Annotated in this window: 11 protein-coding genes; 5 read left to right on the plus strand and 6 right to left on the minus strand. The window is 68.6% G+C overall.

What is annotated here, in order from left to right:
• Positions 1-3: 3 nt before the first annotated feature.
• The 4 genes from QPK29_RS04145 to QPK29_RS04160 form a co-directional block, all read right to left on the minus strand.
• On the minus strand, positions 4-2,346 hold the full coding sequence (locus tag QPK29_RS04145) for a dockerin (protein ID WP_371769531.1): 2,343 nt from the start codon (positions 2,344-2,346) through the stop codon (positions 4-6).
• 297 nt (positions 2,347-2,643) lie between these two features.
• Positions 2,644-4,971 (minus strand): beta propeller repeat protein, encoded by a 2,328-nt coding sequence (locus QPK29_RS04150; RefSeq protein WP_371769530.1) that lies wholly within the window; start codon positions 4,969-4,971, stop codon positions 2,644-2,646.
• A gap of 175 nt (positions 4,972-5,146) precedes the next feature.
• Positions 5,147-8,173 carry a TonB-dependent receptor gene (locus QPK29_RS04155; RefSeq protein ID WP_371769529.1) on the minus strand — a complete coding sequence of 1,009 codons (3,027 nt, stop codon included), beginning with the start codon at positions 8,171-8,173 and terminating at the stop codon, positions 5,147-5,149.
• A 216-nt stretch (positions 8,174-8,389) separates the two neighbouring features.
• The gene (locus QPK29_RS04160) at positions 8,390-9,628 is read right to left on the minus strand and encodes an ABC transporter substrate-binding protein (RefSeq protein WP_371769528.1); all 1,239 of its coding nucleotides are present in this window, start codon (positions 9,626-9,628) and stop codon (positions 8,390-8,392) included.
• Between the two features lie 66 nt (positions 9,629-9,694).
• On the opposite strand from QPK29_RS04160, the gene QPK29_RS04165 reads away from it, so the two are divergent.
• The 3 genes from QPK29_RS04165 (at position 9,695) to QPK29_RS04175 (ending at position 14,436) form a co-directional block, all read left to right on the plus strand.
• Positions 9,695-10,396 (plus strand): response regulator transcription factor, encoded by a 702-nt coding sequence (locus tag QPK29_RS04165; RefSeq protein WP_371769527.1) that lies wholly within the window; start codon positions 9,695-9,697, stop codon positions 10,394-10,396.
• Complete coding sequence (locus QPK29_RS04170) at positions 10,380-11,834, plus strand: sensor histidine kinase (protein ID WP_056128837.1); 1,455 nt, start codon at positions 10,380-10,382, stop codon at positions 11,832-11,834. Before QPK29_RS04165 ends, QPK29_RS04170 begins: the two co-directional genes overlap by 17 nt.
• Positions 11,835-11,898: 64 nt before the next feature.
• Positions 11,899-14,436, plus strand: a complete 2,538-nt coding sequence (locus QPK29_RS04175) for a bifunctional diguanylate cyclase/phosphodiesterase (RefSeq protein ID WP_371769526.1) — start codon at positions 11,899-11,901, stop codon at positions 14,434-14,436.
• Here the strand turns inward: QPK29_RS04175 and QPK29_RS04180 are convergent.
• Both QPK29_RS04180 and QPK29_RS04185 read right to left on the minus strand, forming a co-directional pair.
• Positions 14,425-15,315, minus strand: a complete 891-nt coding sequence (locus tag QPK29_RS04180; RefSeq protein WP_160409934.1) for an SDR family NAD(P)-dependent oxidoreductase — start codon at positions 15,313-15,315, stop codon at positions 14,425-14,427. The two genes, QPK29_RS04175 and QPK29_RS04180, sit on opposite strands and share 12 nt — an antisense overlap.
• A gap of 125 nt (positions 15,316-15,440) precedes the next feature.
• The gene (locus QPK29_RS04185) at positions 15,441-18,149 is read right to left on the minus strand and encodes a glycosyl hydrolase 115 family protein (protein WP_371769525.1); all 2,709 of its coding nucleotides are present in this window, start codon (positions 18,147-18,149) and stop codon (positions 15,441-15,443) included.
• 153 nt (positions 18,150-18,302) lie between these two features.
• Between QPK29_RS04185 and galB the strand changes: the two genes are divergently transcribed.
• Together galB and QPK29_RS04195 are read left to right on the plus strand one after the other, a co-directional pair.
• A complete protein-coding gene (gene galB, locus QPK29_RS04190) occupies positions 18,303-21,077 on the plus strand; it encodes a beta-galactosidase GalB (RefSeq protein WP_371769524.1) in 2,775 nt (924 codons plus the stop codon).
• Positions 21,078-21,181: 104 nt separating this feature from the next.
• Positions 21,182-22,183: an SDR family oxidoreductase gene (locus QPK29_RS04195; RefSeq protein WP_371769523.1), complete on the plus strand. Its 1,002-nt coding sequence runs from the start codon at positions 21,182-21,184 to the stop codon at positions 22,181-22,183.
• The last annotated feature ends 7 nt before the right edge of the window (positions 22,184-22,190 follow it).

Genomic DNA, 22,190 nt, shown 5'->3' on the forward strand with positions numbered 1-22,190 from the left:
TGCTCAGTTAGTATAGATCACGCCACGGCCGTTGCCGCTGAAGTAGACGCGTCCGTACGTGTTCCAGTCCCCCGCGATCACGCCGATGCCCGCGTACTGGTGGGCGTCATCGTTGAAGCGCGCCCAGGTTGCGCCACCATCGTCGGAGTGCCAGATGCCCCACACGCCGCCCCGCGTGCCCACGACGTAGACCGCGGCCGAGTACGACGAGCCTGCCTGCGCCTTGCCCAGCGCGATCCTGGTGGCGCCTTGCAGCGCCCCCGTCGAGCCGCTGGCGGCGACCGTCGCGAAGCCGGAGAGCTTGGTCCAGCTCGCGCCCGAATTGGTCGAGTGGTACACGGCGTTGCCGTCCGCCACCCACAGGTCGCCCGCAGCGTTGGGATTGCCCACCATCGTCGTGAGCCCGAAGTCGTTCGGGGCGAAGTTCGCCGCGACCGAACCCTGGACCAGCGCGAACGAATGGCCGCCGTCGGTCGACTGGTAGACCTTGCCCGTCGTGCCGTTCCACCACGCGCCGCCCCCGTCGAAGGCATACACCTTGTTCGGGCTCTGGCGGTCGACGACCAGGCGATAGGCGTTGTTCAGGCCGCCGTTGGGCGTGGGCAGGCCGCTGACCTGGGTCCAGCTCGCACCATTGTTCGTCGTGTAGGACGGGATCGAGCTGGCGGGCGCCCAGACGATGTTGTTGCGCGAGGTCGTCACCATGCTCACCGTGTCGGCGAAGTTGGTGGAGGCGCCGGCGGGCAGCGATGCGAAGTTCGACCACGTATTGCCGCTGTCGCCGGACCAGGCGCCGTAGGGGACCGTCGGCGAGCCGGAGACGATGCCGGCAGCGACGATGTAGTTCGGATCGGACCACAACACGTCGGCGGCGTCGCCGTTGCCCCAGGCGCTGTTGGGCGTCCGGGTCGGCGTCGTCGCGAGGTCCGTCTGGACCCAGTTGCCGATATCGCCCGCGCTGTTGACGAACTTGTACGACGCACCTGCCGGCGGCGTGACGAGCGCCAGGGTCGCGGTTTCCTCGAGGTTGTTGACCGGAGCGTCCCAGCTCGGGTTGGTGGCCGACGCGTTCCAGGTTTCCCAGACGCCGCCGCCGTGGATGTGCAGGATGTGATCCTTGTTGGTCGGATCGATCTCGATGTCGTCCACCCAGCCCCTGTACCCGCCGCCCCAATGCGTCATGCCGTCCGCGATTTCGCGCCAGGTCCCGGGGGCGCCGCCGTTGTCGGACAGCTGGACGACCGGCTGGCCGGCGCTCCAGGTACCGGTCACGGCCAGCGCGATGCGGGCCGTCGAGCCGGTGCCGAAGACGGACACGCCGCCGTAGCCGCCCTGCGTGGTGGTGGCGAGCTGGGTCCACGACTCGTTGAAGCTCACGCCGCCGAAGCGGTAGAGGTAGCCGGGACCGCCGGCGCCCTGCCCGGCGTTCTGGTTGAACACCACGTAGTAGTTGCCGTCGCTGGTGCGCACCATGTGCGGGACGTAGTAGCCGGACACGCTGGACGGCACCGCCACCGGCGTCCACGAGGCGCCGCCGTTGACGGATTTGTACAGGGTCGAGGCCAGGCCCGCCTTCTGCACGTAGTCCGGCGCGATGGCGGCGTACATGATCCACGTCGTCGCCCCGCCGCCCACGTTCGAGTTGTCGAACATGATCTGCTCGACGCCCACCGGAGAACTACCCAGCCCCTGGATCTCGCTGGCCGACAGCACCTTGCTCGACAACCCGGTCTGGGTCCAGGTCTGGCCCGAGTTCGTGCTCTTCCACAGGCCGGCCGTGCGCGAGGCGTAGAACAGCGTCGACGGGTTGGTGGGGTCGGCCTTCAGGCGTTCGCCGATGGCGCGCGCATTCTCGTTGCCGCCCACCGGGAACGGCAGGTCGTAATGCGTCCAGCTGGCACCGCGGTCGCCCGAGACATAGATGCGGCCGTTGATCGGGGTGCCCTGCCAGTCGTGCGACGTGATGCCCGTGACCAGGTAGACCTTGTTGTCGTTGGTCGGATCGACGGCAATGCTTTCGACGCCGTGGTAGGCGCCGTCGCCCCCGCCGAACCCGATGCCGTCGGTGATGGGCGTCCACGAGCCGCCCCCGTTCCAGCGGTAGGCGCCGCCGACGTCGGTACGGGCGTACATGACGTTGTAGCTGGTCGGATGGTAGATGAGGCCGGTGACGTAGCCGCCGCCCCCCCACTTCACGCTCGTGTAGCTCGTGGCCGAGCCGACGGTGGCGGCGAGGACGGGGCTTTGCGCCGTGGCCGATGGGCCGGCGGCGCGGTCGCCGCCGCTGCAGCCCGCGACGAACGCCGCAACCGCGGCCGAGATGATGAACAGGTGCTTCCGATGCATGAGATCTCCTCTATTGGATTGGCTGAGAACGTAGCTCCGCCGTCCTGGCTGCGCCCGCATGCGTGTGCCGGCACTCGTTATGGTGACTACTGTGTCGTTCTCTTGGACATCCCCGATCGGAACGCATTAATGTAATGTATCGTTTTTATTAACAAACATTAAAGAGTTTAATGCCCGTATTTTTCGACTGTCAACACAACTCACGGTTACAAGAGACGTAACAGGAAATGAACGACAAAACCGCTACAGATCGTTCCCGTTTTGCAGCGGTCTTGGTTTGCCTCAAGGTCGTATTGCTCAGTTGCTGTAGATGATGCCGCGGGCGGCACCGTTGACGTAGAGCCGGCCGTACGTGTTCCAGTCGCCCGCCATCACGCCGGAGTCGCCGAACTGGTGGTTGTCGTCGTTGAAGCGCACCCAGGTGGCGCCGCCGTTGTCCGATTGGAAGATGCCCCACTGGCCGTTCAGCGTGCCTTCCACGTAGATCGAGGCCGAGTACGACGCGCCGGCCGGGGCCTTGCCCAGGGCGACCTTGGTGGCGCCCTTCGTACCGTTGGCGGACGCGAACGAGCCGACCTGCACCCAGTTCCAGCCCGAGTTCACCGAGTGGTACAGGGCATTGCCGTCGGTCACCCAGATGTCGCCCTCGGCGTTCGGGTTGACGACCATGGCCGTGTCCCCCCAGGCGTTGGGCGCCATGGCCTGCGCACCCCACATCCCGCTCAGCCCGAAGTTATGGCCGCCGTCGTACGAGATGTAGACCTTGCCCGGCTCGTTGCTCCACGGCGCGCCGCCGGAATCGAACGCATAGACCTTGCTCGGATTCACGCGGTCCGCGGCCACGCGATAGGCTCGCTGGAAGCCGTTCCAGACGGCGCTGAACGCCGGCAGGTTGGTCGCGGTCCAGCTTGCGCCGCTGTTCGTGCTGTACGACGGCACGGAGTCGGGCGGTGCCCAGACCAGGTTGTTGCGGGACGTGACCGCGATGCTCTGCACGTGGCTGTCGCTTGCCGCGGCGCCGGTGGGCAGGGACGCGAACGGGTTCCAGCTGCCGCCGGCGTCGCCCGACCAGAACGCCTTGACGGTGTGGCCGTTCTTGTTGTCGACGCCGGAGGCGGCGATGTAGGTCGGGTCGGACCACGCCAGGTCGGCCGCGTTACCGCTGCTCCACCAGTTCATGGGGCCGCGCGTCGGCCGCGTCGCGAGGTCGGTCTGCGCCCAGGTGCCGATGTCGCCCGCACTGTTGATGAACTTGTAAGGCGCGCCGGCCGGCGCCGTGACGAGGGACAGCGTGACGGTCTCCTCGAGGTTGGCGACCTTGGGACTCCAGGTGGGCGTGCTGGACGAGGCATTCGCGGTTTCGCAGATGCCGCCGCCGTGGATGTGCATGATGTGGTCGCGGTTGGCGGGGTCGATCGCGACGCCCTCGACCCAGCCGGCGCAGTCGCCCGCGGCGATGCCGGTATGCGGCATGTTGGCTTCGGCTTCGTGCCAGGCGAGGCCGTCGTTATCGGACAACTGGATGAGCTGGTTCGAGTCGGCCCAGCCGGTCACGCCCAGGGCGATGCGGGTCGTCGGGCCGGTGCCGGACACGGACAGGCCGGCGAAGCCGACGTTGGCGTCGAACTTGAGCTGGTTCCAGGTGCCATTGTTGCTGGCGCCGAACTTGTAGAGATAGCTGGGGCCGCCGGCACCCTGGGCCTGGGCGCCCGCGGCCGTATTCGGGTGCGCGCGGAACGCCATGTAGAAGTTGCCGTCGGCCGAACGCACGACGTGGGGAATATCGTAGCCGGCCACGTTGGACGGGACCGCGACGGGCGCCCATGTGGCGCCGCCGTTGGTGGACTTGTACAGGGTCGAGCCCAGGCCCGCGGCCTGCGCGTAGTCGGAGGCGACGGTGGCCCAGACGATCTGGGTCGGCGACGCGTTCTGGCTCTGCACGAACGGGGTATCGAAGATGATCTGCTCGACGCCGTACAGGTTCGGCCCCTGGAGCACCATTTTGGTCGCAAACCCCGTGACCTGGTTCCAGGTATGGCCCGAGTCCGTGCTCTTCCAGATGCCGGACTTGCGCGAACCGTACATCAGCGTCGTCGGATTCTGCGGGTCGACCGCCAGGCGTTCGCCATAGGCCCGGGCGTCGTCGTTACCGCCGATCGAGAACGGCAGGTCGTAGTGCGTCCAGGTGGTACCGCGGTTGCTGGAGATGTAGATGCGGCCGGGCGTGTCGTTGTTCACGCTGTCGCCGGTCATCATGTAGACGAGCTGGTCGTTGTTCGGGTCGAGCGCCAGGCTTTCCACGCCATGGAACCGGCCTTCGCCGCCGCCCCAGCCGATGCCGTCGGTGATGGGGATCCACTTCGCCGTGGCCGCATCCCAGCGGTAGGCGCCGCCCACGTCGGTGCGGGCGTACAGCAGGCTCGCATTGCGCGGGTGGTAGACCAGGCCGGTGACGTAGCCGCCGCCGCCCCACTTCACGCTCGTCCAGCTCGTGGCCGCGCCGACGGTCGCGGCGAGGACCGGGCCGGACGTGCCCGTCGCCCCGGGGGTCGTGCCGCCGCCGCTGCAGCCGGCGAGGAGTGCCGCGAGCACGGCCGGGATGATGATGTTCGTTTTCCGTTTCATGATGTCTCCGTTGTTATCGAGAGGAACATTAACATATAGCGCATACGCAGTTAATAAACCTTAACGAAGTCTATTACTCACACTTTTCCACTGTCAACAGAAATACGCATAAAAAAAGGCGGCCGAAGCCGCCTGAAACATCTGCCGTCAGCAGAGGAGAGAGACCTGGTCCGCGTCAGAACGAATAACGCATCTGGGCCGTGTAGCGCGGACCCGTCACGTACGCGCCGCGGACCTTGAAGCCGACGCCCTGCTGCATCAACTGCTTGTACATGGCGTTGTTCAGGTTCTGCGCCTCGAGGCCGAACGACAGGTTCTCGGTGATCTTGTAGAAGATCGACGCATCCACCTGGCCGTAGGCATCCGACCACGTCGGCAGCGCGTACTGCACGTTGTGCTGGCCGAACGTCGGGCTGGCCGGGTTGGTGTCGGTGCCGTCGCCGCCGTTCGTGCCGTTGGCGTTGATCGCCTGCAGCGACTTCGAACGCCAGCTGTACGCCACGCGGGCCGAGATCGGACCACGGTCGAACAGCAGCGCCAGGTTGTACGAGTTCTTCGACAGGCCGTTGAGCGGCAGGTTGCCGAAGGTCTTGCCGTCCACGTCGCAACCGTTCAGGTTCAGGTTCAGGTTGTCCGCGCCGCTGCCGCCCGAGCAGTACGCCTGGTACACCGGGTGGAACAGGTCCTGGCTGCTCTTCACGTACGTGTAGTTCGCCTGCACGCCGAAGCCCGCGAGCCAGCCCGGCAGCATGTCGAAGTACTGCTGGTAAGCCAGTTCGATGCCCTTGGCCGTGCCGTTCGCGCCGTTCACCGGCCCCGTCGTCACGAAGTCATGCATCGTGCCGTTCACGTCCGGCAGCGCGAAGTTGTAGCTCTGGTTGATGATGACGTCGCTGAGCTTCTTGTGGAACAACGCGGCCGTGAACGAACCGGTCGGCGCGAAATACCACTCGGCCGTGATGTCGGCCTGCTTGGCCATCGTCGGACGCAGCATCGGGTTGCCGCTGCCGGTGCCGGTGAGGCTGACGTTGCTGACGTTGACGATGTTGGTCGCGGTGTTGGTACTCGTGGTGGTCGCTTCCGACAGGTTCGTGTAGGCCTGCAGTTGCGAGAAGTCCGGACGCGACATCGCCTTGCCGTACGCGAAGCGGAATTGCAGCTTGTCCGACGCCTTCATGCGCAGGTTCAGCGTCGGCAGCACGTTGCTGTACGAATTGTCGAAGTCCTGCTTCTGCTGGAAGTTCGGGATGTTCGGGATCGGCACGCCGGTCACCGTGGCGCCGGCCGGGATGCTCGGGGCCGTGAAGCTGAACACCGTGTAGCCGTGGGCGACCATGTTCGTTTTCACGTAGCGCACGCCGATGTTGCCGTCGATCGGATATTTCAGGTCGTCGAAGCCGAAACGCAGCTGCGTGTACACGGCCTTGCTGCGCTCCTGCTGGTCGTTGGTGCCCGACGGATCGGTGCCGAACGTCGCCGGTTTCCAGGCGCCGCAGCTGTCCAGCGTGCCGCCGCTGCGTTCGGCGCACAGCACGTTGTAATACTGGTGCAGCTGCGAATACGTGCCCGGATAGCCGTCGGCCAGCGACGTGTTCGGGAACACGACGGCCGGCACCGACGCCTTGCCGTTGAAGAAGTTCGGGAACGTGTTCAGGTGCGTGCCGGCGGAGAAGCGCGGATCGCCCAGGTAGGCCAGCTGGGTCAGCGGCTGCCACGAACCGACCGGGCCCACCTGCCACGGCTGGGTGATCGCCGCCCAGTTATAGCCCGGCACGGAGTTGATCGTCGTCGCATCGCGGTCGGTCAGGCGCACGCCCACGCGCAGGTCGCGCAGCACGGGGTGGTCGAATTCGTACTTGACGTCGGTTTTCCAGGCCTTCTCGTTGGCGACGCTCGCATCCTGGTGCTCCATCGTGAAACCCCAGTAGTAATTGTTCGCATTGGCCATGTACGCCTTGGTGGCGTCGTCGAACGTCAGGCGGGCCGGCGTCGTGCTCATGTCCATGCCCATCTGCGGGATCTGCAGGCCGGTGGCGACCGTCGAGTCGAAACTGCCGGTGGTGGCGCGCACCTTCTGCAGGTCGGTCGTCACGGTCCACTGGCTGTTCAGGCGCCAGCGCAGGTTCCACGAAATGTCGGTCGTGGCCGACTTGCGCGTCGAGGTGCGGGTGTCGTCGTTGAAGTTGACGCCGCCGTCGGTCGGATCGGTGAGCACGCCGCTGATCATGGCGCCCTTCGGATCGAACTTGCCGTTCGCGACCTGCAGGTTGTACGGGCTGGACTGGCCAAAGATCGCCTGCTCGTCCCACTTCATCTTGTAGCGCGACTTGAAGTAGGTGAGCGACGACTGGACGTTGCTGTTCGGCTTCCACTGGAACGCGGCATAGGCGCCGTCGCGCTTGCGGTCGAATTCCAGCGAACGGAAGCTCGCGGCGTTCGGCACCCAGACCGTCTGGCCGGGCACGACGTCGGTGCGCGGGTAATAAGGCGAGACCTGGAAGGCGTCGGTGCGGGTGCCGCTCTGCGACGTGGCCAGGTCGAACAGGGCGCCGAATTCGCCGAAGCGCGTCTTCCAGCGGTCGGAGAACATCATCGAGTACGACGGCTGGGGCTTGCCCTTCTTCAGCGTGGAATACGTATCCTGCGCCGAGACCGACATCTTGCGGCCCTTGAAGTCGAACGGCATCGCGGTGCGGAGGTTGATCAGGCCGGAAATGCCGCCTTCGATCTGTTCGGCCGACGGGTTCTTGTAGACGTCGATGCCGGCCATCAGCTCGGGCGGCACGTCTTCGAAATTCAGCGAGCGGCCGCCGTTGGCCGAGAACGAGTCGCGGCCGTTCAGCTCGGAACGGACGTAGCTCAGGCCGCGGACCATCACGCCCGAACCTTCGACCGAATAGTGTTCCGGGTCGCCCTTGGCCATGGTGCGGTCGATGGTCACGCCGACCACGCGCTGCAGCACCTCCGTGACCGAACGGTCCGGCAGTTTGCCGATGTCGTCGGCGACGATCGAGTCGACGACTTCGTCGGCGTTCTGCTTGATTTTCTGGGCATTTTCCAGCGAGGCGCGCTGGCCGACCACGATGACCGACGTGGTCCCGTTGTCGGTGGCAGGGGTGGTTTGTGCGTATGCCATGCCGCTGGCGAGCAGCACGACTTGAGACACGCCGACGGCGATAGCCGTTTTCCTGAACTGGTTCACATCATCTCCTTGGTTGGTAATGCGCCGTCGACGCGGCGTGAAACATTGTTAACGAATATGCGTATTAAATTAATGTGGCATTAATTAAGTCTACGCCGCAATGTTTTTACTAGTCAAATTAAATAGTGACAATGTTCATCGATGTGAACGGACAGATACACGCGAAAACTCACACACCGGGCCGAGGCGCGACGGCGCAAGGAACAACAGGAGGAATCAAGGACGGCGGGCGGCCGCGACGAGGCGCTGCATCGTCGCGCGGGCGGTGATGCGGTCGTCGTGCCAGTAGGCGCTGACGGCTTCGCGCATGGCATCCTCGACCGCGGGCGGCAGGGCCATGGAGATGCTGGGGACGAGTGTGCCGCCACGGGAGGCGGCCTCGAAGGCGGCGGCCGACTGCTTCGCGCAGCGGTCGTATTTCGTGAGGTCGACGCCCTGGCGCACCGGAATCGACCCTTTGACGAGGTTGAATTCCTCCTGCACGCCGGGCGCCAGCAGGTCGGCGGCGAAGTCCTGCTGGGCGCGGGTCTTGGCGGGGCTGTTCACCTTGAACAGGGCGAACGAGTCGACCGTATAGGCATAGGACTTGGCCGTCCCGGGCGCGGGCACGCAAGCGAACTCCAGGCCGCCCCTGCGCTGCGCCGTCTGGAAGATGGGCTTGGCCCAGTCGCCCATGAACTGCATGCCCGCCTCCCCGTTCGCCAGCCGCGACGCCGCCACGTTCCAGTTGCGTCCCATCGCGGCGACGTCGGTGTACGGCTTGATGCGGCGGAACGTCTGCAACGCCTGTTCCATGACCGGGCCGGCCAGTGCGCCGGGATCCAGCGCCACGAACGCCTTGCGGTATAACTCGGGACCGCCGACGCCCAGCACGACGTTTTCGAACAGGAGGAAGTCCTGCCAGGGCTGGCCGCCGTGCGTGACGGCGATAAACCCGGCCCGCTTCATGGCGCCGGCCGCGGCGAAGAAGTCGTCCCACGTGACCGGCACCTGGGCATTGGCGCGCTTCAGGATGCGCGTGTTAATCCACAGCCAGTTGACGCGGTGGATATTGGCCGGCACGGCGACGTAGCTGCCCTTGTACTTCATGGCGTCGCTGACGACGCGCGGCAGCACCGCGTCCCACTGGCCGGCGCGCGCCGTGGCATCCAGGTTGGCGAGGGCGCCTTCGCGCGCCCATTGCTGGATGACCGGCGCCTTCACCTGGGCCGCGGCCGGCGGATTGCCCGACTGGACGCGCGAGCGCAGCAGGAAGAGCGGAAAGCCGTTCGCGTCGGCCGTCACGGCGAAGTCCTTCCAGGTATGTCCCTGGCGCCGCAAGGTCGATTTCAGCACGTTCACGGCGCGTGCGTCGTCGCCCACATCCCAGAAGTGGAGCACCTCGAGTTCGCCCGCGTGTACGGCAGTGGCGCACCAGGCGGTAACGAGCGCGATTGCCGTGGCGAAGACTTTCATGGCGTGCATCTTAGCTCGAAACGGTCGCCGATGGTAACGCCGCCACAAATCCGTTAATATTAAGAAATGCAACTTTTACTCGCCGAAGACGACCCCATCCTCGCAAACGGATTGACCGCGCAACTGAACGCCGCGGGCTTCACCGTCGAACACGCGCCGAACGGCCCGGTGGCGGAATACCTGCTCTCCCGGCAGAACTTCGATATCGCCATCATCGACCTCGGCCTGCCCATGGTCGACGGCCTGACGGTATTGAAGAACCTGCGCGCGACCCGGCCCGACCTGCCGGTGCTCGTCCTGACGGCCCTCGACCGGCTCGACAGCCGCGTGGCGGGCCTGAACGCCGGTGCCGACGACTACATGACGAAGCCGTTCGAGTTCCCGGAACTGGAAGCGCGCCTGCGGGCGATCCTGCGGCGCGCACGCACGTCGTCGTCGGCGGCGGCGCCCGCCGACGTCGCGCTGTCCGGCCTCCACTTCGACCGGGCCGCGCGGCGCGCCGTCATCCACGGCGAACCGGTCGAGCTGAGCCCGCGCGAAGCGACCCTGCTCGAACTGCTGCTGGTCCATGCCGACAAGGTCGTCACGAAGGAGCAGATCGCCACCGCGTGGGCGGGCGACGGCACCGAAGTCGGCGCGGGCAACACGGCGGAAGTCCACATCCACCGGCTGCGCCGCAAGCTGGAAGGTTCGGGCCTCGAGATCCGCACCGTCCGCGGACTCGGCTACCTGCTGGCCGTCGAGCGCGCCGATGGACGACCGGCCTGAACGGGGAACCCGCACGCTCTCCCTGCGCCGCCAGCTGGTCCTCTGGGTGCTGCTGCCCCAGCTCGTATTGTGGGTCGCGGGCGGCTTCGCCACGTACCGGCTGGCCGTCCGCTACGTCAACCAGGCGGCCGACGCGACCCTGTCCCAGGCCACCCGGGCGCTGGCGCGGCGCGTCAAGCCCATCGGCAGCGGCCTGCTGATCGATTTCCCCCGCGCCGCGCAGGAAGTGCTCGAGACGGATCCCAACGACCGCCTGTTCTACATGGTGAGCACGCCGCCCGGCGAATTCATCCTCGGCAACAACAGCATCCCGATGCCGCCTGCGTCCATGCGGCCGCGCCTGAACGATCCGTATTTCTACGACGGCGAGATCCGGTCCGCCGGTCCGGCCGGCGGGCGCGGCCTCCGGGAATCGATCAAGGTCAGGATCGCGGCGCTCTATCTCCCTTACGCCGCGCCGGAAGGCAAGGAGCAATGGATGCTCGTGCAGGTGGCGCGCAACATGGCGCACCGCGAGGACATCTTCAAGCTGATCCTGATGGACACCCTGCTCCCGCTGTCCGCGCTGATTCCGCTGCTGACGCTCATCGTCTGGATCGGCACCGGCGCCGGCCTGGCGCCGCTGCTGCGCCTGCGCAAGGAGGTCGAGGGCCGCTCGCCGCTCGACCTGGCGCCGCTGCGGATCGAATCGGCGCCGCAGGAAGTCCACTCCCTCGTCCGCGCGCTGAACGCCCTGCTCGCGTCCGTGCGCCAGAACGTGAACGCGCAAAAACGCTTCATCGCGGACGCGGCGCACCAGCTGCGCACGCCGCTGGCGGGCCTGAAGAGCCAGACGGCGCTGGCGATGGCGGCGACCGACGACCCGGCCCTGATCGCGCGGCTGAAACTGGTCGACCAGAGCGCGACCCGGGGCGCCCACCTGATCAACCAGTTGCTGATGCTGGCGCGCGCGGATCCCGAGGCCGCGGCGGCATCCGACAAGGCGCCGCTGGACATGCCCGCATTCGTCCAGGAGATCGTCGCCGAATACGTGCCGCGCGCGCTGCGGGCGCAGGTCGACCTCGGCATGGACGACGCCGAGCCGCCCGCCGCCGCGCCGCTGCGCATCGAGGCCAACGCGCTGCTGCTGCGCGAAGCGCTCACCAACGTGATCGACAACGCGATCAAGTACACGGGCCGCGGCGGCGAGATCACGGTCCGCGTCGCGCCGGACGGCGGCGACGTCCTCGTGACCGTCACCGACAACGGCCCGGGCATCCCGGAAGCGGACCGCGCCCGCGTGTTCGAACGGTTCGTGCGCGCCACCGACCACGGCGAAGGGTGCGGGCTCGGGTTGGCGATCGTGCGCGACATCGTCGCGCAGCACGGCGGCACCGTCGACCTGCAGGATGCACGGCCGCACGGCCTGCGCGTGGCAATCCGCCTGCCCAGGCGGTGATCGGCGCCCCCCGGCGGGCGTCCGCCGGTTTATACTCAGGCTCGACATCAATGTATTGACGAACGTGCCCACTCCGACCCCTCCCCCGCGCGACACGCGGCCGCTCGCGGCTGCAGCCATGCTGATCGTCGCTCTCACGGTGACGCTCGCCGGCCTGCTGGTGTCGAGCTACCACGACACGATCGAACGCGAGCAGACGAACCTGCGCAACCTGGCGGAGGCCTTCGCCGCCCAGACCCATTACGCCACGCTCGCGCTGGACCTGGCCCTCGCGCGCGCCGCGGAGCACGCGCCGCAGGACGGCACGGACACGGCGGCCGCCTTGCCCGGCGGCGCGCCCGAAGCGATTCCCGCACGCGTGCGCAGGCTCGGGCCGGACGCGCCGCGCCGCCCGCTCCCGTCCGGCGCCCCGAAGATCGGGATCGCGCTGCCGCCGGACGGCGGTCCCGCCACGATCACCCTGGCGCGGGTGCTGCCCATCGGCCCGGCCGTCATCGAGGCGGACGCCGCCTACTTCCAGCGCATCTTCGATTCCGCCGACCTCGGGCACGGCGGCTCCGTCACGCTGCACCAGCGCGACGGCACGATGCTCGTGCGCAGCCCGACGCTGCCCAAGGCCATCGGCCACTCCTTCATCCACACGCCGCTGTTCCAGACGCATTTGCCGCGCGCGGCCGTCGGCGCGTTCGAGGCGACGAGCCCCATCGACGGCGTGAGCCGCCTGTACGGCTACAGCGCGGTCGCCGGCTACCCCCTGCTGATCGTCACGGGGCGCGACCTGTCCGACACGCTGGCCGTGTGGCGCGGCTGGCTGTGGATCGCCGTGCTGGCCTGGGCGCTGCTGTCGGTCACGCTGGCCATGCTGGCCCGGCGCATGAGCCGCGAGGCGGCGCGCCAGGCCGCGCTGATCGCCCGCCTGCAGGCCAGCGAGCGCCGGCTCGCGGACGGTGCGCGCTACCTGAATACCATCCTCGATTCGCTCGCCACGCCGCTCTGGGTGCTCGATGCGAAGCGGCGTATCGTCCTGTTCAACCGCGCGTTCCTGCAGTTCACGGGCCGGAACGAGGACGCGGTGACGGGACGGCTCGAAACGGAAGTGCTCGACCCGGCCGGCGCCGATGCGCGCGCCAGGCTGTATGCGGACAGCACGGCCGACGGCGTGCATGCGCTGGAGGCGGAGATCCGCGACGGCAGCGGCGCCACCCGCACCGCGATCCAGCTCGCCGCGCAGCTCAGGGCCGAAGACGACGCCGTCCAGATCGTCAACAGCCTCACCGACATCACGGAACGCAAGCAGGTCGAATTGCGCCTCGCCTACCTGGCCGACCACGACCCGCTGACCGGCTTGCCGAACCTGAATTACCTGCGCCGCGTGCTGGCGGACGCGCTGCGGGGTGAACAGATCGTCCTGCTGCTGATCGCGCTGGAACGCCAGCAGGAAGTGGCGGACCTGCTCGGCATCGAAGCGGGCGACGACGCCGTGCGCCAGGTCGCCGCGCGGCTCGACGGGCTCGCGCCCGCGGCGCTCTGCGTCGCACGCGTAAAAGCCAACGAATTCGCGGTGCTGCTGCCGGCGGGGCCGGGCCGCCGCCCCGTCGACGCCGTCGCGCTCGAACTGCACGCGCTGCTGGCCGAACCCGTGCGCGTGGGCGGGCGCGAGTTCCACCTGGCGCCCGTGATCGGCATCGCGACGTATCCGCAGGATGCCGCGTCCGCCAACGAGTTGATGCGCCTGGCCGACATCGCCAAGCACCGCGCCCGCAGCGACGCCGGCGAACCGGTGCATTTCCATTCCGAGTCCACGCACCTCCAGCTGGACGAGCGGCTCACCATCGAGGAACAGCTGCGGCATGCGCTGGCGCGCGGCGAACTGACGCCGCACTACCAGCCGAAGGTCGACATCGCGACGGGGCAGGTCACCGGCTTCGAGGTGCTGCTGCGCTGGAACAGCCCCGTGCTCGGCCCCGTGTCGCCGGCGCGCTTCATCCCGATCGCCGAGCAGACGGGCCTGATCGTACCGATCGGGACGTGGGTGCTGCGCACCGCGTGCGCGCAGGCGAGCCACTGGGCGCGCGAGCACGGCATCGCGACCCGCGTCGCCGTGAACCTGTCGATCCGCCAGTTCTACCAGAAAGACCTGTTGAGAGTGATCGCCGGCGCGCTGGACGACGCGGGCCTGCCGCCGCACGCGCTCGAACTGGAGATCACGGAAAGCATCGCGATGAGCCGCGTGGACGTCGTCGAGCGCCTGCTGGGCGGCATCCGCGACCTCGGCGTGGAACTCTCGATCGACGATTTCGGCACCGGCTATTCGAGCCTGGCCTACCTGAAGCGCTTCCCCGTGCAGCGCCTGAAAATCGACCGGGCGTTCGTGCGCGACCTCGGGCGCGACGCCGACAGCGCGGCCATCGTCCGCTCCGTCGTCGCGCTGGGCCACGGCCTCTCGATGCGCATCGTGGCCGAAGGCGTGGAGACCGAGGAGCAGCTGGCGCTGCTGCGCGCGCTCGGCTGCGACGAATACCAGGGCTATCTGTTCGCGCGGCCCATGGACGCCGCCGCCGTGCCGGCCCTGCTCGGCCGCCCCGTCGCGTCAGGCGCGTGAACGCACGGCCCGGCGCGGCCGGCCGCCGGCCGGCGGCAATGGGTGCGCGGGACGCGCCGGTGCCGGGACGTCGGCCGATGCGGCCAGGTCCGCCCACGCATCGAACCCCACTTTCAGCACGCGCAGGCGGTCGTACGCACGCTGCAGCGCCGCCCGTCCCAGCACGAGGCGCAGCGGACCGCGGCCGGCGGCGACGGCCTGCATGATGGCCTGCGCACCGCGCGCGGCGTCGACCTGGGCGGCGCCCCGGCCGAGTGCCGTGCGGCTCACCATGCCATCGTAGTCGGCGATGCCGGCCGCGCGCGGCACCGTCGCGTCGGCGTCGTCGCCGCTGCCCGGATCGACCAGGGTGACGCCGATGCCGAGCGGTTCCACTTCATAGAACAGCGCCTCCGCCAATGCTTCCAGCGCGGAGCGCGCGGCATGGCTGAAGCCTTCGAACGCGGGCGCCTGCACGGACGCGCGGGCCAGCATCACGATATGCCCGGCGCGGCGCGCGCGCATGCCGGGCAGCACGCGGCGGGCCAGGTTGATCGGGCCGAACACGTTTTCCTCGAACAGGGCGCGCATGGCGCCCTCCTCGCCTTCCTCGATCGCGCCCGGATAACGCTGGGCGGCGCTCGTCGCCAGCACGTCGATGCGCCCGAACCGCCGCTCGGCGGCGACGACGGCCGTGTCGACGCTGGCGGCATCCGTCACGTCCAGCGCGAGCGCCAGCGCGCGGTCCGGATGGCGCTCGACGAGGGCCTGCAGCTGCCCCGGCGCGCGCGCCGCGAGGACGGCATGCTGGCCGGACGCCAGCACGGCCTCCGCCAGCGCGGCGGCGAGGCCGGTGGTGGCGTCGGCGATGAACCAGACGGGTTGCGTGGATTGCGACATCGTTCCTCCTTGCTGCGTGCGGAGTGCCAGACTTTAGGTACTCCAGGAAGATGATTCTAGATGCTGGACGGGTACGGTTCCATGGGCGATTTTCCGAAAGTCTTGCCTAAAATTCCAGGCATCATTCAATCCGCCGGCGGCATGCCATAGTCATCCGGCGCGCCGTCCGGCACGACGTCGATCCGGTCCAGCACGACGCCGGGGTCGAGCGCGTGCACCGCCAGCGTATGCATGCCCGGCGCCAGTCGCCCCACGCCCCACGTGCGCACCGCCATGTTGGACAGCACGTCTTCCTTCCATTGCTCGCTGCGGCCCACGGTCGTGATGTCGACGACTTCCGGCGCTTTGCCGTCGAGGCTCACGGCAAAGCGCACGCGGTTCGCCGCCGTCAGCGGATGCTCGGGCACGGCGACGAGCCTGATCCGCATGTCGCCGGCGCCCGCCGTCGCGAAACGATACTGCAGCGGCGCACTGGCCGCCAGGTCGGCGAGCGCGCGCGACGGCAGGTCGAGCCGCGCGCGCATCGCGCCGCCGGACGTGCCGAGGCCCGGCTGCGGCGTCCAGTCGCGCGTGGCCGCGGCGCTGCCGGCGCGCAGCACGACGATGCCGCCTTCCCCGAAGCGCACCTTCACGGCCTGCTCTCCGCATTGCAGGGACAGGGCCGGGTCCGCGCCGCCGTCGTAGCGCAGCACGATGCGCTGTTCGTGGCCATGCGCGGCATCCAGCATGCCGCCGTCCAGGTCCGCCTGCACGGCGCGTGTTCCCGCACGCACGGACCAGCGCGCATCCTGTCCGCCGTAGCTCACCAACGTCACCGTGCGCGTGGCGGGCCGGCCCCGGCGCAGCACGAGCCGGTCGCCGTCGACGGCAAACGGTGCCGGGTAGACGATGCCGCAGCCGCGCCGGCTTGACACGCTCCACGTCGGATACACGGGCTCCGCGAACACGGGCAGGCGGCGCGGCGCGATGTCCATGATGCCGCGCCACTTGCCGTCCGCGAGGCCGTTGTACGCGGCCGCGTCGGCGACGAGCTCCGCATGCGCCGCCCGCGCCTGGCGCACGTACAGGTTGCTGGACGGCCGCTGCTGGCGCGCGTATTCCGCCGCGAGGTCCAGTTTCAATATGCGCGTGTTCAGGTTCGCGCTCGACCGCACCGGGTACAGCACCAGTTCGAAAAAGGCGTCGCGCAGCCGCGCCGGGATGCGCGCGGCCAGCGCTTCGGCCCGCGCCGTCAGCGCGCGGTAGTCCGCGAGCCGCCGCTCCGCTTCGTCGCCGCCCGTGCGCACATAGGCCGTGGTGCGCACGGGACGCGTGGGTTCGGTCTGGCTCCAGCCCATGAATTCGGGACGGCGCTCCCACGCGAGGCGGTAGTACTCGCGCAGGATGGCCGCCGTTTCCGCAGCGTGAACGCGTCCGAACTGCGTGGCGGCCCACGCCTCCAGGTGGCGCGCGGGGTCCTGCCGCAACACGTCGGCGTCGAACGCCGCGTCGAGGAAGTACTGCGTGAGGTATTCGGCCGGCTTGATGTCGCCCACGTTCAGCACCCACAGGCGGCGCGCACCGGTCGCCCACGCGCGCTCCAGCTGGTCGCGGATCAGGGATGGATGCGTCGTGCCGAGCCACAGGTAGTCGTGCGGCCGGCCCCAGTACGACACGTGGTAATAGATGCCCTGCCCGCCCGCGCGCCGGCCCTCTTTGTCCGTCCCCAGTTGCGCGAGATAGCCGTAGTTATCGTCCGGCCACACGAGCGTCACGTCGTCGGGCACGGCCAGGCCGAGGTTCCAGTAATCCAGCACTTCCTTGTACATCGTGAAGGCTTGCGGGATGCCCGCGGGCGGCTTGCCCTGCGCCTCGCCCAGCATCGCGCGCTGGACCTTGAACACGTCCTGCAACGTGTCGCGCGCCTGTTCGGGACTGGCCGCGCCCTCCATCGCGGAATCGTGCACGCCGCGCAGGCCCAGCGACGTCATCGTCTCCATGTCCTTGACTTCGTCGATGCGCGTGCGCCAGTAGTCGACGAGGCGGTCGCGGTTGCGGAACCAGTCGAACGGACCGCTCTTCCATTCGCGCACGTTATTGCGCATCATCGGCTCCGCGTGCGACGTGCCGACGATGATCGCGTAATCGTCGGCCGTCTGCGCATTGCCGGGGACGGTGTAGAACGGCCGCGTCGATTCGTGCATCGCGGGCCACACGAGGTTCGCCTTCAGGCGCCACAGCAGCTCGAACACACGCGCATAGGTCTTGGGACCGATGTCGTGGGCCGGGTCGAACGTCCTGGCCGCCCATGGCTGCAGCCCCCAGTCCTCGTCGTTGATGAAGATGCCGCGGTAGGCCACCGCCGGCGCATGCGACAGCCGCAGCGTGCCGTCGACGGCCGGGCGGTCCACGTGCGCCGGCGCGACGTCGGCCCACCATTCCCAGGCCGAGACGCCCAGCTCGCGCGACAGGTCGACGACGCCGTACACCGCGCCGCGCCGGTCCGATCCCGCCACGAGCAGCAGAGCACGGCCGTCCGCCTCGCCCGCCACGCGCAGGTAGCGCTCGGACTGGCCGGCCAGCGGCGCGAGGTCCGCGCCCAGCGCCCGCGCGGCCTCCTGCACGAGCGCCGAATCCGCCGTGCCCACGACGACGCAGCGGCGCGGGCAATCCGCCAGTCGCGTCGCCAGCGCGGGCGCGGTGCCGCTCACGCGTTCGAGGTCGCGCGCGAGCATGCCGGCCGCGAGCCGCATCGTGGGCTGGCCGGCGTGGACGATGGTGGTGTCGTGCAGCTCGAACGGCTGGGCGTGAACGAGGCTGGCGGTGAGGGTCAGGATGAGGGCGAGGCGGCGCATGGGCCGACATGGTAGTGCGGCGCCGCCGGCGAAACAATCAAGAAATTGATCATTTGCATTTGACCATTCAGTCCTTCACGCATACACTGCGAATGGTTGCGCTATCATTTCAGATGTTATAACAAATGCGCAGCTGCCTACCAGGAGGAGACTGTGCAAGACACGCATCGCCAGGCCGCACGCCGGCTCGTATCCACGCTCGGCATCGCCGTCGCGGCGAGCCTGCTGCCCGCCCTTTCACCGCTCGCCGTCCAGGCCCGGGCGGCCGACAGCGCCGCGCCGCGCCAGCACATCCTGCTGGACGATGGCTGGCGTTTCCACGCCGGCGACCCGGACGGCGGCTCCGCCCCGTACCTGTACGACGTCCGGCCGGAAGTGACCGCGTCGGCGGACGGCAAGGTGGCCGACGCCCGGCCCGAGGAAGCGGCCCGGGTCGCGCGCGCGGACACGCCCGTGCTGAAGCCCTGGATCCTCCCGAGCGGCAATGCGTTCATCCGCGATCCGGCCCGCCGCTACCAGCGTCCCGCGACGGAACCGGCCGTCGACGCACCGTTCGCGAAGCTCGCGTTCGACGACGGCAGCTGGCGCCCCGTCACCCTGCCGCACGACTGGGCCATCGAGGGCCCGTTCCTGACGACGGGCCCGTACGGCGGCATGGGCCGCCTCAAGACGTGGGGCCCGGCCTGGTACCGGCGCAAGCTGGACATTCCCGCCGCCGACCGCGGCAGGAAGATCTTCCTCGACGTCGACGGCGCCATGTCGTACGCGAGCGTGTGGGTCAACGGCCACCTCGCGGGCGGCTGGCCCTATGGCTACAACTCGTTCCGCATCGACCTGACGCCGTGGCTGCAGCCGGGCGGTGCGAACCAGCTCGCGATCCGCCTCGACAACCCGCCGGAATCCGCGCGCTGGTACCCGGGCGCGGGCCTGTACCGCAACGTGTGGCTGACGAAGACGGCGCCCGTGCACGTGGGCCAGTGGGGCGTGACCGTGACGACGCCGGAAGTGTCGGCCGAATCGGCGCGCGTGGCGTGGCAGGTCGCCGTCGACAACGAGGGCGGCACGCCGGCCAGCGCGACGGTGACGACGGAACTGTATATATTGGACGACCGCGGACGCATCGCGGGCAAGCCCGTCGCCACGGCCGTCTCGGCGCCGGCGACGGTCGCCGCCGGCACGAGCGGCACGGTCAGCGGCGCGACGACCGTGAGCAAGCCGCGCCTGTGGGGCCCGCCACCGACGCAGACGCCGCACCGCTACGCGCTGGTGGCGACCGTACGCCAGGACGGCCGTGTCGTCGACCGCACCGAGACGCCGTTCGGCATCCGCACCGTGCGTTTCGATCCCGATCGAGGACTCCTCGTCAACGGCGAGCACATCCCCCTGCGCGGCGTGAACAACCACCACGACCTGGGCGCGCTGGGCGCCGCGTTCAACGTGCGCGCGGCCGAGCGCCAGCTGGAGATCATGCGCGCGATGGGCGCCAACGCCGTCCGCCTGAGCCACAACCCGCCCGACCCGCAGCTGCTGGACCTGGCGGACCGCATGGGCTTCCTCGTGATGGACGAAGTATTCGATTCGTGGGAACGCAAGAAGACGCCGCTGGACTTCCACCTGATCTTCCCCGACTGGCACGAGCAGGACCTGCGCGCGATGATCCGGCGCGACCGCAACCACCCGTCCATCATCATCTGGAGCATCGGCAACGAGGTCGGCGAGCAGTACACCGACAAGGCCGGCGCCGCCGTGGCGCACGAGTTGCACCGGATCGCCCACGAGGAAGATCCGACCCGGCCGACGACGACCGCGATGAACTACGCCAAGTCGGACATGCCGCTGCCCGCGGAGGTCGACGTCATCGGCCTGAACTACCAGGGCGAAGGCATCCGCCAGGATCCGGAATTCGAAGGCACCGACCGGATCCGCACGCCCCCGCAGTACCCGCTGTTCCATGCGAAATTCCCGGACAAGATGATCCTCAGCACGGAATCCGCGTCGGCGTTCAGCAGCCGCGGCGTGTATCTGTTCCCCGTGCATCCGTCGAACAGCTCCATCGTCCGCGACGGCCGGGGCGGCGACTCCCACAGCCAGCAGGTCAGCGGCTACGAGCTGTACGCCGTCGATTTCGGCGCGTCCGCCGACAAGGTGTTCGCCTCGCTCGACCGCAACCCGTACGTGGCCGGCGAATTCGTCTGGACCGGTTTCGACTACCTGGGCGAACCGACGCCTTATTACGGCGCGCGCAGCTCGTACTCGGGCATCGTCGACCTGGCCGGCTTCCCCAAGGACCGCTATTACCTGTACCAGTCGCGCTGGCGCCCGGACCTGCCGATGGTCCACGTGCTTCCGCACTGGACGTGGCCGGAGCGCGTGGGCCAGGTTACGCCCGTGCACGTGTTCACGTCGGGCGACGAGGCCGAGCTGTTCGTCAACGGCAAGTCCCAGGGCCGCCAGAAGAAGGGGCCGACCGCCTACCGCCTGCGCTGGGATGCCGTGAAGTACGAGCCGGGCGAGATCACGGTCGTCGCGTACAAGAACGGCAAGGAGTGGGCACGGGACACCGTGAAAACCGCCAGCGCCCCGGCCGCGCTGCAGGCGCAGGCGGACCGCACGGCGCTCGCCAGCGACGGGCGCGATCTCGCCTTCGTCACCGTGCGCATCGTCGACAAGGATGGCCTGCCCGCGCCGCGCGCGCACGACCGCGTGCGCTTCACCGTCGAGGGGCCGGCGGACCTCGTCGCCACCGACAACGGCGACGCGACGAGCTTCGAATCGTTCCAGGCCAGGGACAGGGCCGCGTTCAACGGCCTCGTGCTGGGCATCGTGCGGCCCCGGGCCGGTGCCGGCGGCACGATCACGGTGCGCGCCGATGGTGCCGGCCTGAAAGGTGTTGCCGTGACGTTGCTCAGCCGTCCGGCAACCCGATAGTATGTGCATCTGTTCAAGAACATTTTCACAAACATAACGTGACGAGGCTCATCGACGCTTGGTGCTAAGCTGGCCATTCATCGCACCACCGGAGGGCCTCGGTTATGCCGGAAGCACGCCATGAAGTCGTCGTCGTCACGGGCGCCAGCGCGGGGATCGGCCGTGCCGCGGTACAGCAGTTCGCCCGCGCCGGCGCCCGCATCGCGCTGATCGCGCGCGACCCGGAACGCCTGGAAGCGGCGCGCGCGGAAGCTGAACGGCTCGGCTCGCCGCAAGCCATCGCCATCCCGGCCGACATGGCCGACCATGGCCAGGTCGAGGCCGCCGCCGGGCGGGCCGAGACCGAACTGGGCCCCATCGACATCTGGATCAACAATGCGATGGCGACCGTGTTCGCGCCGTTCGCCGATATTTCCCCAGAAGACTTTCGGCGCGTCACCGACGTCACTTATCACGGCTTCGTGTGGGGCACGATGGCCGCGCTGAAACGCATGCGGCCCCGCAACCGGGGCACCATCGTGCAGGTCAGCTCGGCCCTCGCGTACCGCTCGATTCCCCTGCAATCGCCCTATTGCGGGGCCAAGCACGCGATCAAGGGTTTTACCCAATCGATCCGCACGGAACTCGAGCATGAACGGAGCGATATCCACATCGCCGTCGTCGACATGCCGGGCGTGAACACGCCGCAATTCGAGTGGTGCAAGACCACGTTGACGCACCATCCCAAGCCGATCGGCACGTATTACCAGCCCGAAGTCGCCGCACGCGCCATCTATTGGGCGGCCCATGCGCGCCGGGCCGAGCTCTGCGTGGGCGCGCCGACCTTGTCCACCGTGATGGCGGAGAAGTTCGTCCCGCGCCTGCTCGACCGGTACCTGGCCCGCAAGGGCGTGGCCGGCCAGCAGGGTCCGCGTGCCATCCCGGCCGACCGGCCCGACAACCTGTGGCGGCCCGTGCCCGGACCGTACGCCGCGCACGGCACCTTCGACGACGGCGCGAGTACCCGCAGCCTGCAGCTGTGGGCGACGACGCACCGCGCGTGGCTGCTGGCCGGCATCGGCGCGGCGGGCGTGGCGCTGGGCCTGAGGCAGCTGCGCAAACACTAAACCAGCG

This window comes from Massilia orientalis (assembly GCF_030411975.2).
Taxonomy (GTDB): domain Bacteria; phylum Pseudomonadota; class Gammaproteobacteria; order Burkholderiales; family Burkholderiaceae_D; genus Telluria; species Telluria orientalis.